18 protein-coding genes are annotated in these 16,556 nt (G+C 67.7%); 8 read left to right on the forward strand and 10 right to left on the reverse strand.

All coding sequences use genetic code 11. The features are described 5' to 3' along the window. Positions 1-940: acyl-CoA thioesterase (locus ACYPYD_RS22005; RefSeq protein ID WP_459665510.1), on the reverse strand; the 940-nt coding region annotated here is incomplete at its 3' end. 132 nt (positions 941-1,072) lie between these two features. On the opposite strand from ACYPYD_RS22005, the gene ACYPYD_RS22010 reads away from it, so the two are divergent. Then, positions 1,073-1,702 carry a LysE family translocator gene (locus tag ACYPYD_RS22010; protein ID WP_008829328.1) on the forward strand — a complete coding sequence of 210 codons (630 nt, stop codon included), beginning with the start codon at positions 1,073-1,075 and terminating at the stop codon, positions 1,700-1,702. Positions 1,703-1,705: 3 nt separating this feature from the next. Here ACYPYD_RS22010 and ACYPYD_RS22015 read toward each other — a convergent pair whose 3' ends face one another. The 4 genes from ACYPYD_RS22015 to metX form a co-directional block, all read right to left on the reverse strand. Continuing rightward, positions 1,706-2,395 (reverse strand): hypothetical protein, encoded by a 690-nt coding sequence (locus ACYPYD_RS22015; RefSeq protein WP_459665513.1) that lies wholly within the window; start codon positions 2,393-2,395, stop codon positions 1,706-1,708. A gap of 87 nt (positions 2,396-2,482) precedes the next feature. Further along, positions 2,483-3,094 carry a methionine biosynthesis protein MetW gene (gene metW / locus ACYPYD_RS22020; RefSeq protein ID WP_008829326.1) on the reverse strand — a complete coding sequence of 204 codons (612 nt, stop codon included), beginning with the start codon at positions 3,092-3,094 and terminating at the stop codon, positions 2,483-2,485. After that, positions 3,091-3,525 carry a GNAT family N-acetyltransferase gene (locus tag ACYPYD_RS22025; RefSeq protein WP_459665515.1) on the reverse strand — a complete coding sequence of 145 codons (435 nt, stop codon included), beginning with the start codon at positions 3,523-3,525 and terminating at the stop codon, positions 3,091-3,093. Before ACYPYD_RS22025 ends, metW begins: the two co-directional genes overlap by 4 nt. Further along, entirely contained in the window at positions 3,522-4,631 is a 1,110-nt protein-coding gene (gene metX / locus ACYPYD_RS22030; protein WP_459665517.1) for a homoserine O-acetyltransferase MetX, read from the reverse strand. The genes ACYPYD_RS22025 and metX overlap by 4 nt, the downstream gene beginning before the upstream one ends. Before the next feature lie 57 nt (positions 4,632-4,688). Between metX and ACYPYD_RS22035 the strand changes: the two genes are divergently transcribed. The 3 genes from ACYPYD_RS22035 (at position 4,689) to ACYPYD_RS22045 (ending at position 7,621) form a co-directional block, all read left to right on the forward strand. Further along, complete coding sequence (locus ACYPYD_RS22035; RefSeq protein ID WP_459665519.1) at positions 4,689-5,816, forward strand: pyridoxal phosphate-dependent aminotransferase; 1,128 nt, start codon at positions 4,689-4,691, stop codon at positions 5,814-5,816. Continuing rightward, positions 5,813-6,727, forward strand: coding sequence for a prephenate/arogenate dehydrogenase family protein (locus tag ACYPYD_RS22040; RefSeq protein WP_459665521.1), 915 nt, complete (start codon positions 5,813-5,815; stop codon positions 6,725-6,727). The genes ACYPYD_RS22035 and ACYPYD_RS22040 overlap by 4 nt, the downstream gene beginning before the upstream one ends. Positions 6,728-6,841: 114 nt before the next feature. Further along, complete coding sequence (locus ACYPYD_RS22045) at positions 6,842-7,621, forward strand: transglutaminase-like domain-containing protein (protein ID WP_459665523.1); 780 nt, start codon at positions 6,842-6,844, stop codon at positions 7,619-7,621. Here the strand turns inward: ACYPYD_RS22045 and ACYPYD_RS22050 are convergent. The 4 genes from ACYPYD_RS22050 to ftsE are packed head-to-tail and all read right to left on the reverse strand — an operon-like array spanning position 7,618 to position 10,520. Then, positions 7,618-8,322 (reverse strand): lysophospholipid acyltransferase family protein, encoded by a 705-nt coding sequence (locus tag ACYPYD_RS22050; RefSeq protein WP_008829996.1) that lies wholly within the window; start codon positions 8,320-8,322, stop codon positions 7,618-7,620. The genes ACYPYD_RS22045 and ACYPYD_RS22050 overlap by 4 nt on opposite strands. Continuing rightward, complete coding sequence (locus ACYPYD_RS22055; protein ID WP_008829997.1) at positions 8,319-8,858, reverse strand: YdcF family protein; 540 nt, start codon at positions 8,856-8,858, stop codon at positions 8,319-8,321. The genes ACYPYD_RS22050 and ACYPYD_RS22055 overlap by 4 nt, the downstream gene beginning before the upstream one ends. A 31-nt stretch (positions 8,859-8,889) precedes the next feature. Further along, positions 8,890-9,810: a cell division protein FtsX gene (locus ACYPYD_RS22060; RefSeq protein WP_036525963.1), complete on the reverse strand. Its 921-nt coding sequence runs from the start codon at positions 9,808-9,810 to the stop codon at positions 8,890-8,892. Further along, positions 9,807-10,520 carry a cell division ATP-binding protein FtsE gene (gene ftsE, locus ACYPYD_RS22065; RefSeq protein WP_211149623.1) on the reverse strand — a complete coding sequence of 238 codons (714 nt, stop codon included), beginning with the start codon at positions 10,518-10,520 and terminating at the stop codon, positions 9,807-9,809. The genes ACYPYD_RS22060 and ftsE overlap by 4 nt, the downstream gene beginning before the upstream one ends. A 150-nt stretch (positions 10,521-10,670) precedes the next feature. Here ftsE and ACYPYD_RS22070 point away from each other — a divergent pair, with 150 nt between their 5' ends. From ACYPYD_RS22070 to ACYPYD_RS22085, 4 genes are all read left to right on the forward strand, one after another. Continuing rightward, positions 10,671-11,543: a zinc-ribbon domain-containing protein gene (locus ACYPYD_RS22070; RefSeq protein WP_459665525.1), complete on the forward strand. Its 873-nt coding sequence runs from the start codon at positions 10,671-10,673 to the stop codon at positions 11,541-11,543. A 164-nt stretch (positions 11,544-11,707) separates the two neighbouring features. Further along, the gene (locus ACYPYD_RS22075; protein WP_459665526.1) at positions 11,708-12,973 is read left to right on the forward strand and encodes an outer membrane beta-barrel protein; all 1,266 of its coding nucleotides are present in this window, start codon (positions 11,708-11,710) and stop codon (positions 12,971-12,973) included. Further along, a complete protein-coding gene (locus ACYPYD_RS22080; RefSeq protein ID WP_459665527.1) occupies positions 12,970-14,079 on the forward strand; it encodes a cell wall hydrolase in 1,110 nt (369 codons plus the stop codon). Before ACYPYD_RS22075 ends, ACYPYD_RS22080 begins: the two co-directional genes overlap by 4 nt. Before the next feature lie 5 nt (positions 14,080-14,084). Further along, complete coding sequence (locus tag ACYPYD_RS22085; RefSeq protein WP_459665529.1) at positions 14,085-15,767, forward strand: ABC transporter ATP-binding protein; 1,683 nt, start codon at positions 14,085-14,087, stop codon at positions 15,765-15,767. Between the two features lie 103 nt (positions 15,768-15,870). Here ACYPYD_RS22085 and ACYPYD_RS22090 read toward each other — a convergent pair whose 3' ends face one another. Next, positions 15,871-16,464 carry a polysaccharide biosynthesis/export family protein gene (locus ACYPYD_RS22090; protein ID WP_248005737.1) on the reverse strand — a complete coding sequence of 198 codons (594 nt, stop codon included), beginning with the start codon at positions 16,462-16,464 and terminating at the stop codon, positions 15,871-15,873. Positions 16,465-16,556 lie beyond the last annotated feature (92 nt).

Genomic DNA, 16,556 nt, shown 5'->3' on the forward strand with positions numbered 1-16,556 from the left:
CCGCCCGGTCCACCACGACCATCGTGAAGGTCGAGGTTGCCGAGTGGCGGCGTTCGCCGTTCATCAGGTTCTCGGCCCAGAGTTCGACGCGGATGAGCACCGAATCGGGGCCTGCCATGACGACCTCGGAGATCAGCTCGATCATCTCGCCCTCGCGGATGGGGGATTTGAAGTCGATGCGGTCGGACGTACCCATGATCATCGGGCGGCGCATGTGGCGGCTCGACGCGATGAAGGCGGCGCGTCCCATCATCTTGAGCGCGTCTCCTCCGAACAGCGAGCCGTAGTGGTTGGTCTGCGCCGGGAACACCATGTCGACCATGTGCAGCCGCCCGGTCTCGACCGAAGGCGCGGGCTCGGGCAGCGGCGGGAACGGGAGCTTCGTATCCGGTCCCTTGGGCGCGACGAGGACGAAAAGGCCGCGCGTGCAAAGGCGGCGCTCGCCGGTGAGCGGGTTTTCGGCGACCAGTTCCACTTCGACATCGACCGATCGGGTGCCGACGCGAGTGATCAGGCCGGTCGCCTCGATCAGGTCACCGATGCGGCCGGGGTTCTCGAAGTCGATGCGCTCGGTCCGCGCGGTGACGAAAGGCGCGCGGGCATGGCGGGCGGCGACGAGGAAGGCGATCTTGTCCATGTGCGCCAGCGCGACGCCGCCGAACAGGGTGCCATGGTGGTTGGTGTCGCCGGGAAACACGGCGTCGATAAGCTGCACCGCGTGCGCGGCGGGAGTGGTCTTCAGGGTCATGTCATACTCGTCGATTCGGGTCACGGTCGCCGGACGCCCTCCCGAATACGAATGGGATACGCGGCCGTCGGCCTGGTCGGGAATCGTCTCCACGGGATGGACGACCGGCTCGGCATGGAGGGGGCGATGCTGCGCCCTTGGCCGGTCTGTCAGCTGCGGGCGCGGCGAGGCGCCCGGCAGAAGGCGGCGCACCTCGCAGCCGGGCAGGCTCCGGTCAAGCGAAAGGGCGGCGATTATCTTGCAGCTTGTGCCACTGGTGTTGCCTTGTCCGCACCTCGGGCATAAGCCGCGCCTTCTTCAATCCCGTGCAAGGACCTGCGCACCGTGACGCTTCATACCTGGTGGCTTTTCGTCGCCGCCGTCTTCGTGGTTTCCGGTACGCCGGGGCCGAACATGCTCCACGTCCTGTCGCGCAGCGTCGAGATGGGCGCGCGGCGCAGCACGATCGCGATGGCGGGGTGCCTCTGCGCGATCTTCCTGCTGATGGGTTCCTCCGCCGCCGGACTGACGACGCTGCTGCTGGCGCTCCCGGGTTCGTTCGAAGTGCTGCGCTATGCCGGTGTGGCCTATCTGGTGTACCTTGGGGTGAAGTCCTGGCGCTCGCCCGTGGCACCGCTCGACCCCACCGAGGGCGAACTGCCGCCCGCTCCTTCGAGCCTCGCGGTGTTCCGGGGCGGCTTCACGATTGCCATCAGCAATCCCAAGGCGATCCTCTTTGCGGCAGCCTTCTTCCCGCAGTTCATCGACCCCGCGCTGCCCAAAGTGCCGCAGTTCGCAATCCTGCTCAGCACTTTCGCCGTCATCGAAACCGGATGGTACTGCGCCTATGCGCTGGGCGGCCGTTCGCTGGCGGGCTACCTCACGCGCCCCGCGATCAAGCAGGCGTTCAACCGGGTGACCGGCGTGTTCTTCATCGGATTTGGGCTGGCGCTGCTGAAAGCGCGGCCGCACTGACGCTCACCTGATCTCGCGGGTGACCTTGCCTGCGGGATCGAGCAGCCTCACCCCCGGCGTCCCGTCCGCGCCCACGCCCAGCGTCAAGCGCGGGCGGCCTTCGGCATCGCTCAGCACCAGCGATGCCTCACCCTTCGCATCGCGGCCGAGCCAGACGCGACGGGCCGATTCGAAGCCTGCCTCGGCCAGCAGCCGGGCCCGCTCCGGCCCCGGCGCCATGTCGCGCAGGCGGCGCCCCGCCGCCACGTCCATCAGCCTGTCCGGGCGATCGGTGACGATGACGCCGACACGGCGCGCCTTGCCCTCCTCAGTGCTCACCATCTGCAGCGTCTGGTCCTGGTGGTAGCGATCGAAGGTCAGGCTGCCGCCGTTGGTCGGCACGCCGTTCTTCATCCCGCCGTCGAAAACGAGGCCGCCATTCTCGTCGCCCTGATCGTTGAAGAAGATCATCCCCGCTTCCTGCCGGTTCGGGTGCGGATGCTCGACCCCGCCAAGGATCAGGCCGGGAATGCGGGCCTTGCCGGAGATCGTCATGCGCAAGGTGCCGTCGGGTTCGCGCACGTTGATGCGCTGGACGTCGATGGTGTCGAATTTGGTGGCAGGCGCCGAAACGGCGGTGAGGCCGAGCCACACCGTCGCCATCGTCATCACTGCAGCATAGGCTCCGACGGCTTTCGAGGCGTCAATTCGCAAGGGTCGTCTCCCGGAAGAGCGCGGGCAACCCGGCCCGCCGGTTCCGAGAGAGAATCATGCCTCGCCCAGCAAGGCAACCCTCGCGGCTCAGCCCCCGCGCGAGAGCAGGAACACCGCGTGCTCGGCGCGGAAGTTCGCCGCCGCCGCGCTGCACTGGGTATCGCCTGAGAGGAACCAGCGCCCCTCCACCGTGATCCCGCGTTCCTGCAGCAGCGCGCGGAAATCGTTCACCGTCAGGTGATGGATGTTGGGCGTCTCGTACCAGGCGATCGGCAGCAGGCGCGTCACCGGCATGCGGCCGTTCCACAGCAGCGAGGTACGGACTCGCCAGTGCGCGAAGTTCGGGAAGCTGACGAAGGCCTTGCGGCCGATGCGCAGCAGTTCTTCCAGCACCATGTCGGGCCGCATCGTCGTCTGCAGCGTCTGCGACAGGATCGCGTAGTCCACCGACTTGTCGGGATAGAACGCAAGGTCCTTGTCGGCATCGCCCTGAATCACCGAGAGGCCCTTGGCCACGCAGGCCCCCACGTTCAGCGCGTCGATCTCCATGCCGCGCGTGGCGCAGCCTGAACCGTCGCGCAGGGCCTGCATCAAGGTGCCGTCGCCGCAGCCGACGTCGAGTACGCTGGAATCCAGCGCGACGTTCTCGGCGATGATCGCAAGGTCCGGGCGCAGGCCGGTCTTCATCGCGGGGGTCATGACGCCACCTGCAACTGCGCGGCGAAGGCGGGCGAGAGACGCTCCATCAGCCTCTCGGGCCGCATCAGCGGATTGAAGCCGAGCGCGGCGTAGACACCGTGCGCGTCGGCGGTGGTCAGCGCGAAACGGCGCACCGTCTGATAGTCCGGATGGTCGAGGAACCACTGCACCATGCGTCGGCCGAGGCCCGCCCCGCGTGCAGGCTCATCCACCCAGACGTCGGCGAGCCAGGCGAAGCTGGCGTAATCCGTGATCATGCGGGCGAAACCGACCTGCCCATGTTCGGGGTGATAGGCCCCGAGACAGTGCGAGCCCGCGATCTGGCGCTCGACCTGTTCGATCGCGATGTCGGGCGTCCAGTAGCTGGAAGCGAGCCAGCCATGCACGCGCGCCACGTCGAGGCGGGTCTTGTCGTCGGAAAGCTGGATCATCCGATGAACCCCTGCACCACACGGTCGAGCGCGGGCACGTCGAGCAGGAACGAGTCGTGCCCGAACGGTGCGGAAAGCTCAACGAAGCTCACCGGCAGGCCCGCCGCGTTGAGCGCGTGGACGACATTGCGCGATTCCGCCGTGGGATAAAGCCAGTCGGTATCGAAGCTGACGAGGCAATACCGCGCCTTCGACTTCGCGAAGGCATTGGCGAGCATGCCGCCGTGCTCTTCGGCGAGGTCGAAGTAGTCCATCGCGCGGGTAATGTAGAGGTACGAGTTCGCATCGAAGCGGTCGGTGAACGACAGCCCCTGATAGCGCAGGTACGATTCGATCTGGAAATCCGCGTCGAAACCGAAGGTCTTCTCCTCGCGGTTCTGCAGGCGGCGGCCGAACTTCTCGGTCAGGCCCGCTTCCGACAGATAGGTGATGTGCGCGGCCATGCGGGCGACGGAGAGGCCCTTTTCCGGCCCCTTGCCGAAGGCATAGTAATTGCCCTCGCGCCATTCGGGGTCGGCCATGATCGCCTGACGCCCGACTTCGTGGAATGCGATGTTCTGGGCCGAATGCCGCGCAGTCGAAGCCAGCACCAGCACCGCGCGCGTACGCTCCGGGAAGTTGGCGGCAAGGCTGAGCACCTGCATCCCGCCCATCGATCCGCCGACAAGCGCGTGAAGGCTGTCGATCCCCAGAGAATCGAGCACAGCGATGTGCCCCCGTACCATGTCGCGGATGGTGATGACCGGGAAGCGCATGCCCCAGGGCGTACCGTCCGGGCCGTCACTGGCCGGGCCGGTCGAACCCATGCACGAGCCGATCACATTGGCGCAGATCACGAAGAAACGGTCGGTGTCGATCGGCTTGCCAGGGCCGACCATGCGCACCCACCAGCCGGGCTTGCCGGTCTTGGGGTGGTTCGACACGACATGCTGGTCGCCGGTCAGCGCGTGGCAGATCAGGATCGCATTGTCCTTGGCCGCATTCAGCGTGCCGCAGGTCTCGTAGGCGATGCGCGCGCAGGGCAGCATCTGCCCGCCATCGAGCAGCAGCGGCATGTCGAGGTCGAGGTGGCGGTTCTCGATGGGGGGATTGAGCACGGTTGCCATGATCCGAGCCCCAATAGAGGCTCAATCGGGCTCTGTCATTAGCCGCCATGGTGCGTTATGGGGCCGGCCGTCATGAGCGAAACGATCACCACTCCGAAAGCCCCGACTCCCAAGCCCTGGATCGAGGCGATCCACGCCTATGTGCCCGGCAAGTCGAAAGGCAAGGACGGCCGCCCGCTCATCAAGCTCTCCGCCAACGAGAACCCGCTGGGCACCAGCGAGGCCGCGCTGGCCGCGAAGGCCGCCGCGCCCGCGCTCTATCCGGACCCCGACAGCACCGCCTTGCGCACCGCGATCGGCGCGCGCCACGGCATCGATCCGGCGCGCGTGGTGATGGGCACCGGCTCGGACGAACTGCTCAACCTTGCGGCGCAGGGCTATGCGGGCCTCGGCGACGAGGTGATCTACGTGCGCTACGGCTTCTCGGTCTACGACATCGCCGCGCGCCGCTGCGGCGCGACGCCCGTGGTCGCGCCCGATCTCGACTACGGCACCGACGTCGATTCGCTGCTGGCACTGGTCACCGACAAGACCCGCGTGGTCTTCGTCGCCAACCCCAACAACCCCACCGGCTCCTACCTGCCCAAGGGCGAGATCGCGCGCCTGCACGCTGCCCTTCCCTCCGACGTGCTGCTGGTGCTCGACCAGGCTTACGGCGAATATGTCGCGCCCGAGGACGAGGACGGCGCGCTGGCGCTGGCCGCCGTGCATGACAACGTGCTGGTGACGCGCACGTTCTCCAAGATCTTCGGCCTTGCCGGAGAGCGGATCGGCTGGAGCACCGGCGCGCCCGGGATCGTCGCCACGCTCAACCGCATTCGCGGCCCGTTCAACGTCTCCTCCACCGGGCAGGCGATGGCGGAGGCCGCACTGGCCGACACCGCGTTCGTCGAAGCCAGCCGCGTCCACAACCGCGACGAGCGCGCCCGTTTCGTCGCGAAGCTGGAGGCGCTCGGCAACCACGGGTTGCGCCCGCTGCCCAGCCAGGCGAACTTTGTGCTGACCCTGTTCGAAGGCGCCCTCACCGCCGAAGCGGCGTTCGATGGCCTCGCGGATCGCGGCTACATCGTACGCTGGCTGCCGGGGCAAGGTCTGCCGCAGGCGCTGCGCATCACCATCGGCAAGAGCGCGGACATGGACGCGATCGCCGATGCCCTGCGCGAAATGGCGGAAGCCGCGAAGTGACCTTTGCCAGCATCGCCATCATCGGCTTGGGCCTGCAGGGCGGCTCGATCGGCCTCGCCGTACGCGAATTCCTGCCCGAGGCACGCACCACCGGCTTCGATCTCAACCCCGAGCACCGCGCCCGCGCCGCCGAGCGCGGCCTCGTCGACAAGGTCTGCGCCACCGTCAGCGAAGCGGTGCGCGAGGCTGATCTCGTGATCTTCTGCGTGCCGCCGGGCGCGATGGGCATCGCCGCCGAGCAGGTGCGCGGCGCCCTGCCCGCGACCGCACTGGTCAGCGACGTCGGCTCGTCCAAGCAGGCCATCGCCAAGGCATTGGGCGAAGCGCTGCCCGACCACGTCGTCATCCCTGCCCACCCCGTCGCCGGCACCGAGAACTCGGGGCCGGACGCAGGCTTCGCGCACTTGTTCCGCAACCGCTGGTGCATCGTCACCCCGCCCGCCAAGGTGGACATGGTCAAGCTCTCGCAGCTCGTCGGCTTCTGGGAAGCGCTGGGCGCCAACGTCGAGATCATGACGCCCGAGCACCACGATCTCGTGCTCGCAGTCACCAGCCACTTGCCGCACCTCATCGCCTACACCATCGTCGGCACGGCCTCCGATCTGGAAGACGTGACGCAGAGCGAGGTCATCAAGTATTCGGCCGGCGGCTTCCGCGACTTCACCCGCATCGCCGCTTCCGACCCGACGATGTGGCGCGACGTATTCCTGTCCAACAAGGACGCGGTGCTGACGATGCTCCAGCGCTTCACCGAGGACCTGACCGCCCTCCAGCGCGCGATCCGCGTCGGCGACGGCGAGCAGTTGTTCGATACCTTCGCTCGCACGCGCGCGATCCGCCGCTCGATCATCGAGGAAGGCCAGGACGACGCGCGGCCGGACTTCGGCCGCGGGGATCACGAAGGCCGGTAAAGCACGTCATCCCAGCGAAGGCGGGGATGACGGCCACTTTGTTTATCGGGGCTTGGAGCTACCGGGCATCTCGTGCTTTGAGCGGGCGAACCTCCTGCTCGAGAGCCCGACGCCATGCAGCTATCCATCCAAACCATGCTTGAATACGCCGTGCCCGGCCCCGTCGACGTCCTGCTCCAGATCGAGGCGGCGATCATCCCCGAGCAGCGCGTTCTGCACGCTCACATCGAGCTGCCGCCGCTCGAACATTTCGCCCGCGTTCCCGCGCAGGCCTGCATCGGCGAACGCATCTGGCTGCGCACCTCCGCGCCGCTGACGGTCCGCTACGAGGCCACGGTAGAGGTCGATCGCTTTCTCGCCCCCGTGGACGGGCTCCCGGCCGTGCCCCCGCACAGGCTGCCGGGCGAGACGGTCGATTACCTGATGCCCTCGCGCTACTGCACCTCCGACACGTTCCACGACTTCGTGGAGAGCGAGTTCGCCGGATTGCAGGGCGGCGCGCGCGTCGGCGCGATCCGCGACTGGATCGCTGGCACGCTGACTTACGAACCGGGCTCCAGCGACGCCTTCACCACTGCCGCCGACACGTTCCAGAGCCGCAAGGGCGTCTGCCGCGACTACGCGCACATGATGATCGCGTTGGTCCGCGCCAGTGCCATCCCGGCCCGCTTCGCAAGTGCCTACGGCATCGGCGTCGAGCCGCAGGATTTCCACGCCATCGCGGAAGTCTTCCTCGACGGCGCCTGGCACCTCGTCGATGCCACCGGCATGACGACGCCCGACCGCGTCGCCAAGATCGGCGTCGGGCGCGACGCGGCGGACGTCTCGTTCCTCTCCAGCTTCGGCGAGGTGGAAATGCTCTCGCAGACCGTTCGGGTCAGCGCGGCACTCTAGATATTCAGCGCGTTGATCGCGGCGTGGACGCGCGCCTCGACCTCGTCTCGCGGGAGGCCGGGAGCGATGCGTTCGCCGACGCGCAGGGTGATGGTCCCCGGCTTCTTCCAGCGGCGATGGTAAAGCCGCCCGCTGTCGACCGCCACCGGCACCACCGGCAGCCCCAACAGCTTGTAGAGCCCGGCGAAGCCAGACTGCAGCGGCGGCCGTTCTCCCGTCTTCACCCGCGTACCTTCGGGGAAGATCGCCAGCGGGCGCCCCTGTGCGGCGAGACCACGCGCGCTCGACACCATGGTGCGGAGAGCCTTGGCGCCTTCGCCACGCTCCACCACGACCGCGCCATAGCGGCGCAAGGCCCATCCCCAGCCGGGGATTTCGGCCAGTTCCGCCTTGGGGAAAGGGGCCGGACGCTGCATCTGCGCGGGCAGGTCGATCGCCTCGTAGAAGCTCTCGTGCTTGATCGCGACGAGCACGCCCTCGTTCGGCAGTTCCCCTTCGATGACAAGGCGGATTCCGAGCAGCCAGCGGGCGCACCAGCGATGGAACAGGCCCCAGCCGCGCACGGCGCGGCGCAGCGGCTCCTCGCCGAACAGCGACCCCACGAAACAGGCGGTGACCATCACGATCGTGCCCGGATAGAACACGACATAGAACAGCAGCGAACGCACAACGTCGAGCGGGTTCGCCCTTTCGGAATTCATCGCAGGGCTTCCCAGAGGTTGAGCGCGGCACGGGCCAGCAGCTTGTGATATTCGAGGAACAGCGTGCTCAGGCTGGGATGCGAAGGCACGCCGTCCAGTTCCAGCCGCACGTCGTCGGGAAATTCGCGGGCGATTTCCAGCGCGGCGCGGCGCATATGCCAGTCTGCCGTGACGAGGCGCACGGACTTGGCATTGTGTTCGGTCACCCACTGCACCGCCTCGACCGCGTTGGAGCGGGTGTCGTAGGCCCGGTAGCCCAGCGTCACGCAGCAGCGCATCAAGCGCGCGGGTACGCGGAACTGGTGCGCGAATTCGCGGGGACGCACCTCCCGATCGACGCCGGAGACGAGCATGTCCGGCGCTTTGCCCGCCTCCAGCACCTTGACCGCATGCTCGATGCGGCCCTGGCTGCCGGTGAGGACGATGATCGCGTCGGTCTTCACGCTCGCGGGCAAAGGCCCGGGCAGGGAAACGGCGAACCACAGGAACCCGAAGGCCCAGAGCAGCACGACAGAGGCGGTGAAGCGACGAAACATAGATGAATAGCTATATAGGGGTTTGCGCCGGTTACAGCATCTTTCGCAGGGCGTGCAGCACGGTGAGCCGCGCCGTCAGCATGGCGAGCAGCGTCGCCAGCACCGGCACCACCGCAAGGATCAGCCAGTCGCTCCACACCAGCGCGCCGCTGTCAACCAGCCCCGCACCCAGCCCCTCGAAGCGTCGCCCAAGGGTGAGGATCACCACCATCGCCAGCGCGAGTCCTACCGCGCCGCCGCCGGCTGCGTCATAGCCGATCGAGCGCTGGAACACCCGCGCCACTTGCGCGTCGGTGCCGCCGAGCAGGTGGACGATCTCGATCGTGTCGCGGTTCGCGCCCAGTGCCGAACGTGCCGCCAGCAGCACCGCCGCCGCCAGCGCGCCCGCCAGCAGCGCGACGATCACCATCGCCAAGACCTGCAGCGACACCATCGCGTCGAACACCGGCCTCAGCCAGTTCGACTGCGCATCGATCCGGGCAGACGGCGCCACCGGCGTCACCCGCTTCGCGATCGCGGCCAGTTGCGCCGCGCTCGCAGGGCCGTTCAGGCGCACGTCGATAAGCGCCGGAACTGGGATCGCCGAGCCGGTCGCCGCCGCGATGCCGGTGCCCAGCCAGGGTTCGATCAGCGCGTCCAATTCCGCCTGCGGAACCTGCCGCAGCCCCGCGACGCCGGGCATCGTCTTGATCGCCTCGACCGCGCGCGCGGCTTGCGCTTCACGCACGTCAGCCCGCGGCTCGATGATCTGCACGGTGACGCCGCCGTCGATCTCGGCCTTTGCCGCCGAGACCGCATTGCCAAGCGCCAGCCCGGCCGCGAGGGCGATAGCGGTCATCGCCACCATGATCGCGATGACCCAGGGCATCGGCCCGGACATGCGTCCCTGCGGGATCAGCTCGACCCGGCTTCCGGCGGTGAACCATCGACCCAGAACCGACGAGCGCCTCACGTCAGCTTCCTTGGCGGATAGCGCAGCGCGCCGGTGGGATCGGAAAGCCGCCCCTTGTCCAGCCGCATGATGAGGCTGTCGGGCACCTTGCGCAGCAGGTCGAGGTCGTGGGTGGCGACCACCACCGTCGTGCCCTGCCGGTTGAGCATCTCGAACAGGCGGATCAGCTTGGCAGCCATGTCCGGATCGACGTTACCGGTAGGCTCGTCCGCCACCAGCATGGCGGGGCGGGCGATGACGGCGCGGGCGATGGCAACGCGCTGCTGCTCGCCGCCCGAAAGCGTGGCGGGGCTGGCGTCGATACGGTCGGTCAGACCCACCCATTCGAGGATGTCGCGCACCGGCCCGGCGATGTCCTTCTCGGCATGGCCCGCCACGCGCAGCGGCAGCGCCACGTTGTCGAAGGCGGACAAGTGCTCGATCAGGCGAAAGTCCTGGAACACCACGCCGATCCGCCGCCGCATCACAGGGAGCCGGGCACGCGGAAGAGTGATGGCGTCGGTCCCGAACATGCGGATCGCTCCGCGCGAGGGCCGCTGCGCAAGGTAGAGCAGCCGCAGCAGCGAAGTCTTGCCCGCGCCGCTCGCGCCGGTGAGGAAATAGAACCGCCCCGCATAGAGCGTGAACGTCAGGTCGCTCAGCACCTCGCGATCGGTGCCGTAGCGAAGGCCGACATTGTCGAAGTGGATGATTTCCCCGTCGCTGGTCATGCTCGTCAAGGATCGTGTTGCACAGTCGGACCGAACGGGCGACCTTCATGCCTATAGCCATCCATGCATGTGGAAAAAAGAGCGTCATGGCGCGAACCCACAGGCGAGGCGCTTGTCGCGCGCGAGCAAGCCGTGCTTATGAATGCGATCATGATCATCGCCTGCCCTGCCTGTTCCACGCGCTACGCTGTCCCCGACAGCGCCATCGGCGTGGAAGGTCGGACCGTGCGCTGCGCCAAGTGCCGGCACAGCTGGTTCCAGGAACCAGCTGAACTGGAAACCGAAGGCGCTTTCGCCGCGCCGGTCGAGGCCGAAGCGGCCGTCAGCCCGTCGCCGGTACATGCCGCGCCCGTGCAGCCAGCTCCGGAGCCGGTTTCCCAGCCGATCCCTCAGGCTGCAGCACGACCGGCGCCGCGCCCCGCCGTCGTGGTTCCCCGCGCCCCGGAACCGGCTGCCGAGGCCCCGCGCTCCGAACCGATGCCGCCGCCGGCACCCTCGCGGCGCCCCGGTCCGGTCTACTACGACGACACCTCGATCAAGCCTTATTCCGACGAAGGCCCATCGAGCTTCGACTTTTCGCCCCCGTTCCGTCCGCGCCGCAACTGGTCGCGGATCGGCACGTTCGCCGCGATCGCCTTCGCCGTCGCGACGCTGGGCCTTGCCGTCGCCGTCGCCGTGGGCGGGCTGCCCGACTGGCTGCCGATCCCGCGCGCGACGTTCAGCCAGGCCCAGCCCGACCTCAAGCTGGACTTTCCGCGCGGCCGCCAGGATCGCAAGCCGCTGCCCGACGGCACCGAGTTCTTCAGCGTGAGCGGCACGATCACTAACATCGGCGCGGAAACCCGCAAGGTGCCCTCGCTGCTGGTGGTGCTGCGCGACCGGCGTGAAACCGTGGTCTATGCCAAGGAAGTCGTACCCGCGAAGAACCGTCTCGCCCCGGGCGAGACGATCACCGTCAACGAAGCCCTGACCGACATCCCCAAGTCCGCCGCTGCCGTCGAGATCGGCTGGAAGCCCGACTGACCCCCGCGCCCCTCCCCGCCGGGGAGGACGCGCGAATGCCGTGACAAATCGTTCATTTGCCGCGCGCGCGCCGTGCCCGCAAACACCGTCAAGAGGGCATTAACCCTCACGGGGGCACGAATCTTGAAGCGCGGGCGACCTTGAGGCGAAGAGCGGCAAAGGAAATGCGTCGGTCCGGATCGGAACCGGCGCTGGTGCCATGCCTTCTGGGCCTGATCGGCGCTTGCGCCGCGCAGGGTGCGCACGCGCAGGACGCCTCGGCAAGCGACGCGGCGATCTCCGTCCAGAAGCGAGCGCGCCCCGAACTCGATCCGGTGCCCGTCCGCTTCGGCAGCTTCGAAGCACTGGTCTCGACCGAAGCTCGCATCGCCTATGACGACAACATCTATGCGGCCCGCAACGACAAGACCGGGGATGCCCTCGCGACCCTGAGCACCCGCCTCTCGGCCCATTCCACCTGGAGCCGCCACGCCGTCTCCCTGGATGGCGATGCGGCGCTGGTCCGCGGGTTTTCGCAGCCCAACGAAGATGCCGAAACCTACGATGCACGATTTGGCGGGCGCCTCGATCTCGGCACCCTGACACGGCTTGCGGCGAGGGCGGGATATTCCCGCGCCTTCGAACCGCGCGGCTCGATCGGCGACACCACCTTGCGCGGCCCGCGCATCGCCTACAACGCGCTGGAACTCGGCCTTGATGTCGAGCACACGGCAGGACGCCTGATCCTGGGCGCTCGGGCCGGGCTCGACGGCTACCATTACGCAGCCTATCGCGCGGGCGGCGCCCAGATCGCTCCTGGCGACCGCGACTATCGCACCTGGAATGCCGGGGCCAGCGCGGGCTATGCCATCGCACCCGGCGTGGCTACTTTCATCGAGGGCAGCTACAATCAGGCCCGCTACCCCGGCGATACCGGCGCATTCGACCGCAGTTCCAGCGGCTGGTCGCTGCGCGGCGGGCTTGGTTTCGGGGTCACGCGTCTGGTCCGCGGCCGCGCCGCGATCGGCTACCAGGATCAACGCTACGACGACCCGGCCTTCCCGCGTATCAAGGGACTGGACTTCAGCGCCGGCGTGGAATGGAGCCCCACCCGTCTGATGACCTGGGCGCTGGAAGCACGCCGGTCGATCCAGCGCTCGCCACTCGTCGGCGTCGCCGGCATTCGGCAAAGCCGCTACGGCATTCGTCTCGACTATGAAACCCGCCGCAACCTGATCCTGTGGGGGCGCCTCGACCGCACGGTCAGCGAGTATGCGGGCACCCCGCGCAACCAGACCGACCTTTCCGGTAGCCTGGGCGCCGACTGGCTGCTTGGCCGCAAGTTGCGGCTCGCGGCGCAGGCAGGGCTCCAGCGCACCCGCAGCGACGGCACCGGAGGCCGCGAATTCGATCGCAGGCGCATGTCGGTGTCCGTCAGGTACACGCTGTGACCTCCTCGGCAATCCCCGGCAAGGCGACGCAGAACGGGTCGCTGGCGTGGAGGATGGCGATCGCGGCGGCGCTGGCCATCGCGATCCTCGCTATCGCTCGATCGCCCTTCTCGCCCGAACCGATGCCCCGCCCGGCAATCACGAATGCCGCCGTCAGCGCGCCCCGGCCTCTGCCGCCGGATGCAAGGCCGCAGCCCGCACTTTCCGCCGAGGACGCGCGGACATCCAACGACCGCGTGCCGATAGCGGACCCGTCCCCGCTGGCAGCGCGGCCCTTCACTTTTGCCGGTGACGACGAATCCCGCCTCCGCGCTCGCGATTGCCTCGCTGTGGCAGCGTTCCACGAAGCGGGCGACGATCCCGCCGGCGAACGCGCCGTCGTCCAGGTCGTGCTCAACCGCGTGCGCCATCCCGCGTTTCCGGACAGTGTCTGTGCGGTCGTCTTCCAGGGATCGGAGCGGAAGACGGGTTGCCAGTTCACCTTCACCTGCGACGGCGCGCTTGGCCGCGTTTCGCCGCCCGCCGCCCTCGTTCGCGCGCGCGCCATCGCACAGGCAGCCCTGACGGGTGCCGTCGAGCCGCACGTCGGCCTCGCGACGCACTACCACGCGGACTACGTGGTGCCCCGTTGGCGCGACGGAATGGTCAAGCTGGCCCGCCAAGGCGTCCATCTGTTCTATCGGTGGCCGGGCTACTGGGGCTCTCCCGCCGCCATGCGCCGTACGCCTCCAGCAACAATCGAGCCGCGCATCCCTGCCATGGCCGCGGCTTCGGGGTCACCCGCACCTGCCGCGGAACGTCCGGCCGATATCGGCCTCCTGCCGGCCCTTGCGCGGCCGCTGCCGCTTGCAATCCCGGCTGCGCTGGACTTTGTCCTCGACCCCCAGGCTGCCACCGGAACGTTCGCGCTCAAGGCGCTCTCGCTTTGCGGGCGTTCCGCAGATTGCCGCGTCGCCGGGCGGATAGCGCAGGACGTCGGCTTCCTCTACGTGCGCCGCGGCGGCAGCGAAGGTGCCTACTGGGACTGCGCGCGCTTCCACCGGGCGGACCAAGCGCAGTGCCTGCCGGAAGGCCCGGCGCTCCAACGCCTGCTCGCCGCCAGTTGAAGCGCATGTACACGGCCCACCGTTCCATCGAAGAAGCCCCCCAACCCGCGCCGGATGCCGATGGCCCGACGCAGATTCGCCTGATCCTTGCCCTCGCGCGGCCGCATGCCCGCGCTCTGGCGCTTGTCGCGGCACTGACCCTGGCGGGCTCGGGAACGACCCTTACCATCCCCTGGCTCGCGGGAACCCTTGCTGGACATCTCGTGGAAGCCGGCTCGACCGGGACCGTGCGGCTCGTCGCCCTGCTGGTCGGAGCGATCGTGGCATCCGCCGCGCTGGGGGCGGTAGTGCAGATCGTATCGGGCGAAACGGCTGCGCGCATTCTCGCCGACTTGCGCTCAAGTCTCTATGCGCATCTCCAAAGGTTGCCGATGAGCTGGCACGTCGCGCACCGGCACGGCGACGTGCTTGCTCTGATCACCAGCGAGGTCGCCCATCTCGGCCATTTTCTTACCGGTACGCTGGTCGCGATACCGCCCCTGCTGGTGACTGCCGCAGGCGCCGCATTGCTGATGCTGCGGATCGACCCTGCCCTTGCCCTGCTGGTGCCGGTGCTGGTGCCCACTTACGTCATCCTCCTCAAGCTGGTCGGCCGCCGTCTTCGGGATCTGGGGGCACGCGAACAGGAAGCGGAAGCCCGTGTCCTCGCTCTCGCCGAGGACAATCTCGGCGTGATCGCCGCCATCAAGACGTTCACGCGCGAAGAACCGGAACATGCCCGGTATCGCCGGCGGGTAGATGCCGCCCGCCGCGTGTCGGTACGCCTCAACCGGATGGAAGCGCTGGTGGAGCCGGTGGGCACGCTCGTGGCCGCGCTGGCCGCGCTGGCGCTGTTGCTGATGGTCGGCGATCACGTTCATCGAGGCCGCCTTGCCACGCAGGAACTGTTCTCCTTCCTGTTTTACGCCGCCCTGCTTACCCGGCCCGTGGCCGCTCTGGCCGAAAGCTGGAGCCAGGTGCAGGTGACACGCGGCATCCTCGCGCGCATGGCCCAGGTACTCGCGGCCGGCGCCGAACCCGGCTATGCCCCGGCCGCGCGCCTCCCCCGCCTGAATGGAGAAATCCGCTTCGAAGGAGTCGATTTCGCCTATCCCGGCCGACCGCCGGTGTTGAGCGGCTTCGACCTCACCATCGCACCGGGCGAGAAAGTGGCCATCCTCGGCGGGAACGGCATCGGCAAAACTACGCTCGTCGCCCTGTTGCTGCGGCTGTACGATTGCCGCTCCGGCCGCATCATGCTCGACGGCCACGACATCACCGGCGTTGCAGTGGAAACCCTGCGCCGCCAGATCGCCCTCGTACCGCAGCGCCCCGAACTTGTCAGCGGCACCGTGCGCGAGAACATCGCCTTCGGCCGCCACGGAGCGAGTGCGGCCGAAATCGAGGCGGCTGCACGCCGCGCCGATGCCTACGACTTCATCCAGGCGCTGCCGCAAGGCTTCGATACCGGGATCGGCGATCACGGAGTGCGCCTGTCCGGCGGCCAGGGCCAGCGCATTGCGCTTGCCCGCGCGCTGTTGAAGGACGCCCCGATCGTGATCCTCGACGAAGCGACGTCGATGTACGATCCGGAAGGCGAAGAGCGCTTCGTTGAAACATGCGCCCGGATTCTCCATGGACGCACGGTACTGCTCATCACGCACCGGCCGGCCAGCGTGGCGCTGGCAGACAGGGTGATCCGCCTCTGAACTAAACAACCCAAAATCGTGCGAGCCCGGCCATTCCGGCCGAGCCCGCAACAATTGAACACTTGTTTTTGTCTTTGCTTACCCGAAGGACCCGTCGAAATGGTCAGAAGTAACGCTCAAGAACGCGTATCGTATCGCCCGGCATGACCACGACGATCTGTCCGGCATTGATTTGGACCGACTTCTCCGCCGCGCCGGGCATTCGGCGAAGGTTCACCCGCCCCGCATTGGCGCGGTAGCTGAACCCGCCCGCAGCCGCCACCGCCTGTTCGATCGACATGCCGGCAACGTAAGGATATTGCCCCGGCTTCTGGACTTCTCCCAGAATATAATACGGTCGATAGTTGAGAACTTCGACGCTGACTTTCGGATCTGTCATGTAGCCGTCCGCAATGCGGAGGGTAAGGGCGTGCGACAGGTCTTCCACTGTCTGCCCGGCCGCATCGACCATGCCGACCAGCGGAAACGCGATCTTGCCCGCGCTGGACACGGCATATTCACCCGAAAGATTGGGTTCGTTGTAGACCGTCACGCGCAGCTTGTCGCCCGCGCCGAGACGATAGGTATCGAGCCCCAAGCGCGCTTCGGCGGCGCTCAGCGGCGCTGTGCCCGTTGCGGCGCAACCCTGTATCGACAGCGCCGCGCCGCAGATTGCCGCTATATCGATCATGCGGCGGTACGGATTACAGATCCTCATCACGTGCCCGAATCTCCTTCCCCGTGCGTCGCACATCGTGTGGCGATCAGACCCCCGCGCGATGGAATACTCCAATTACAAAAATGAAATTC

The sequence above is a fragment of the Novosphingobium sp. 11B genome (genome assembly GCF_054589055.1).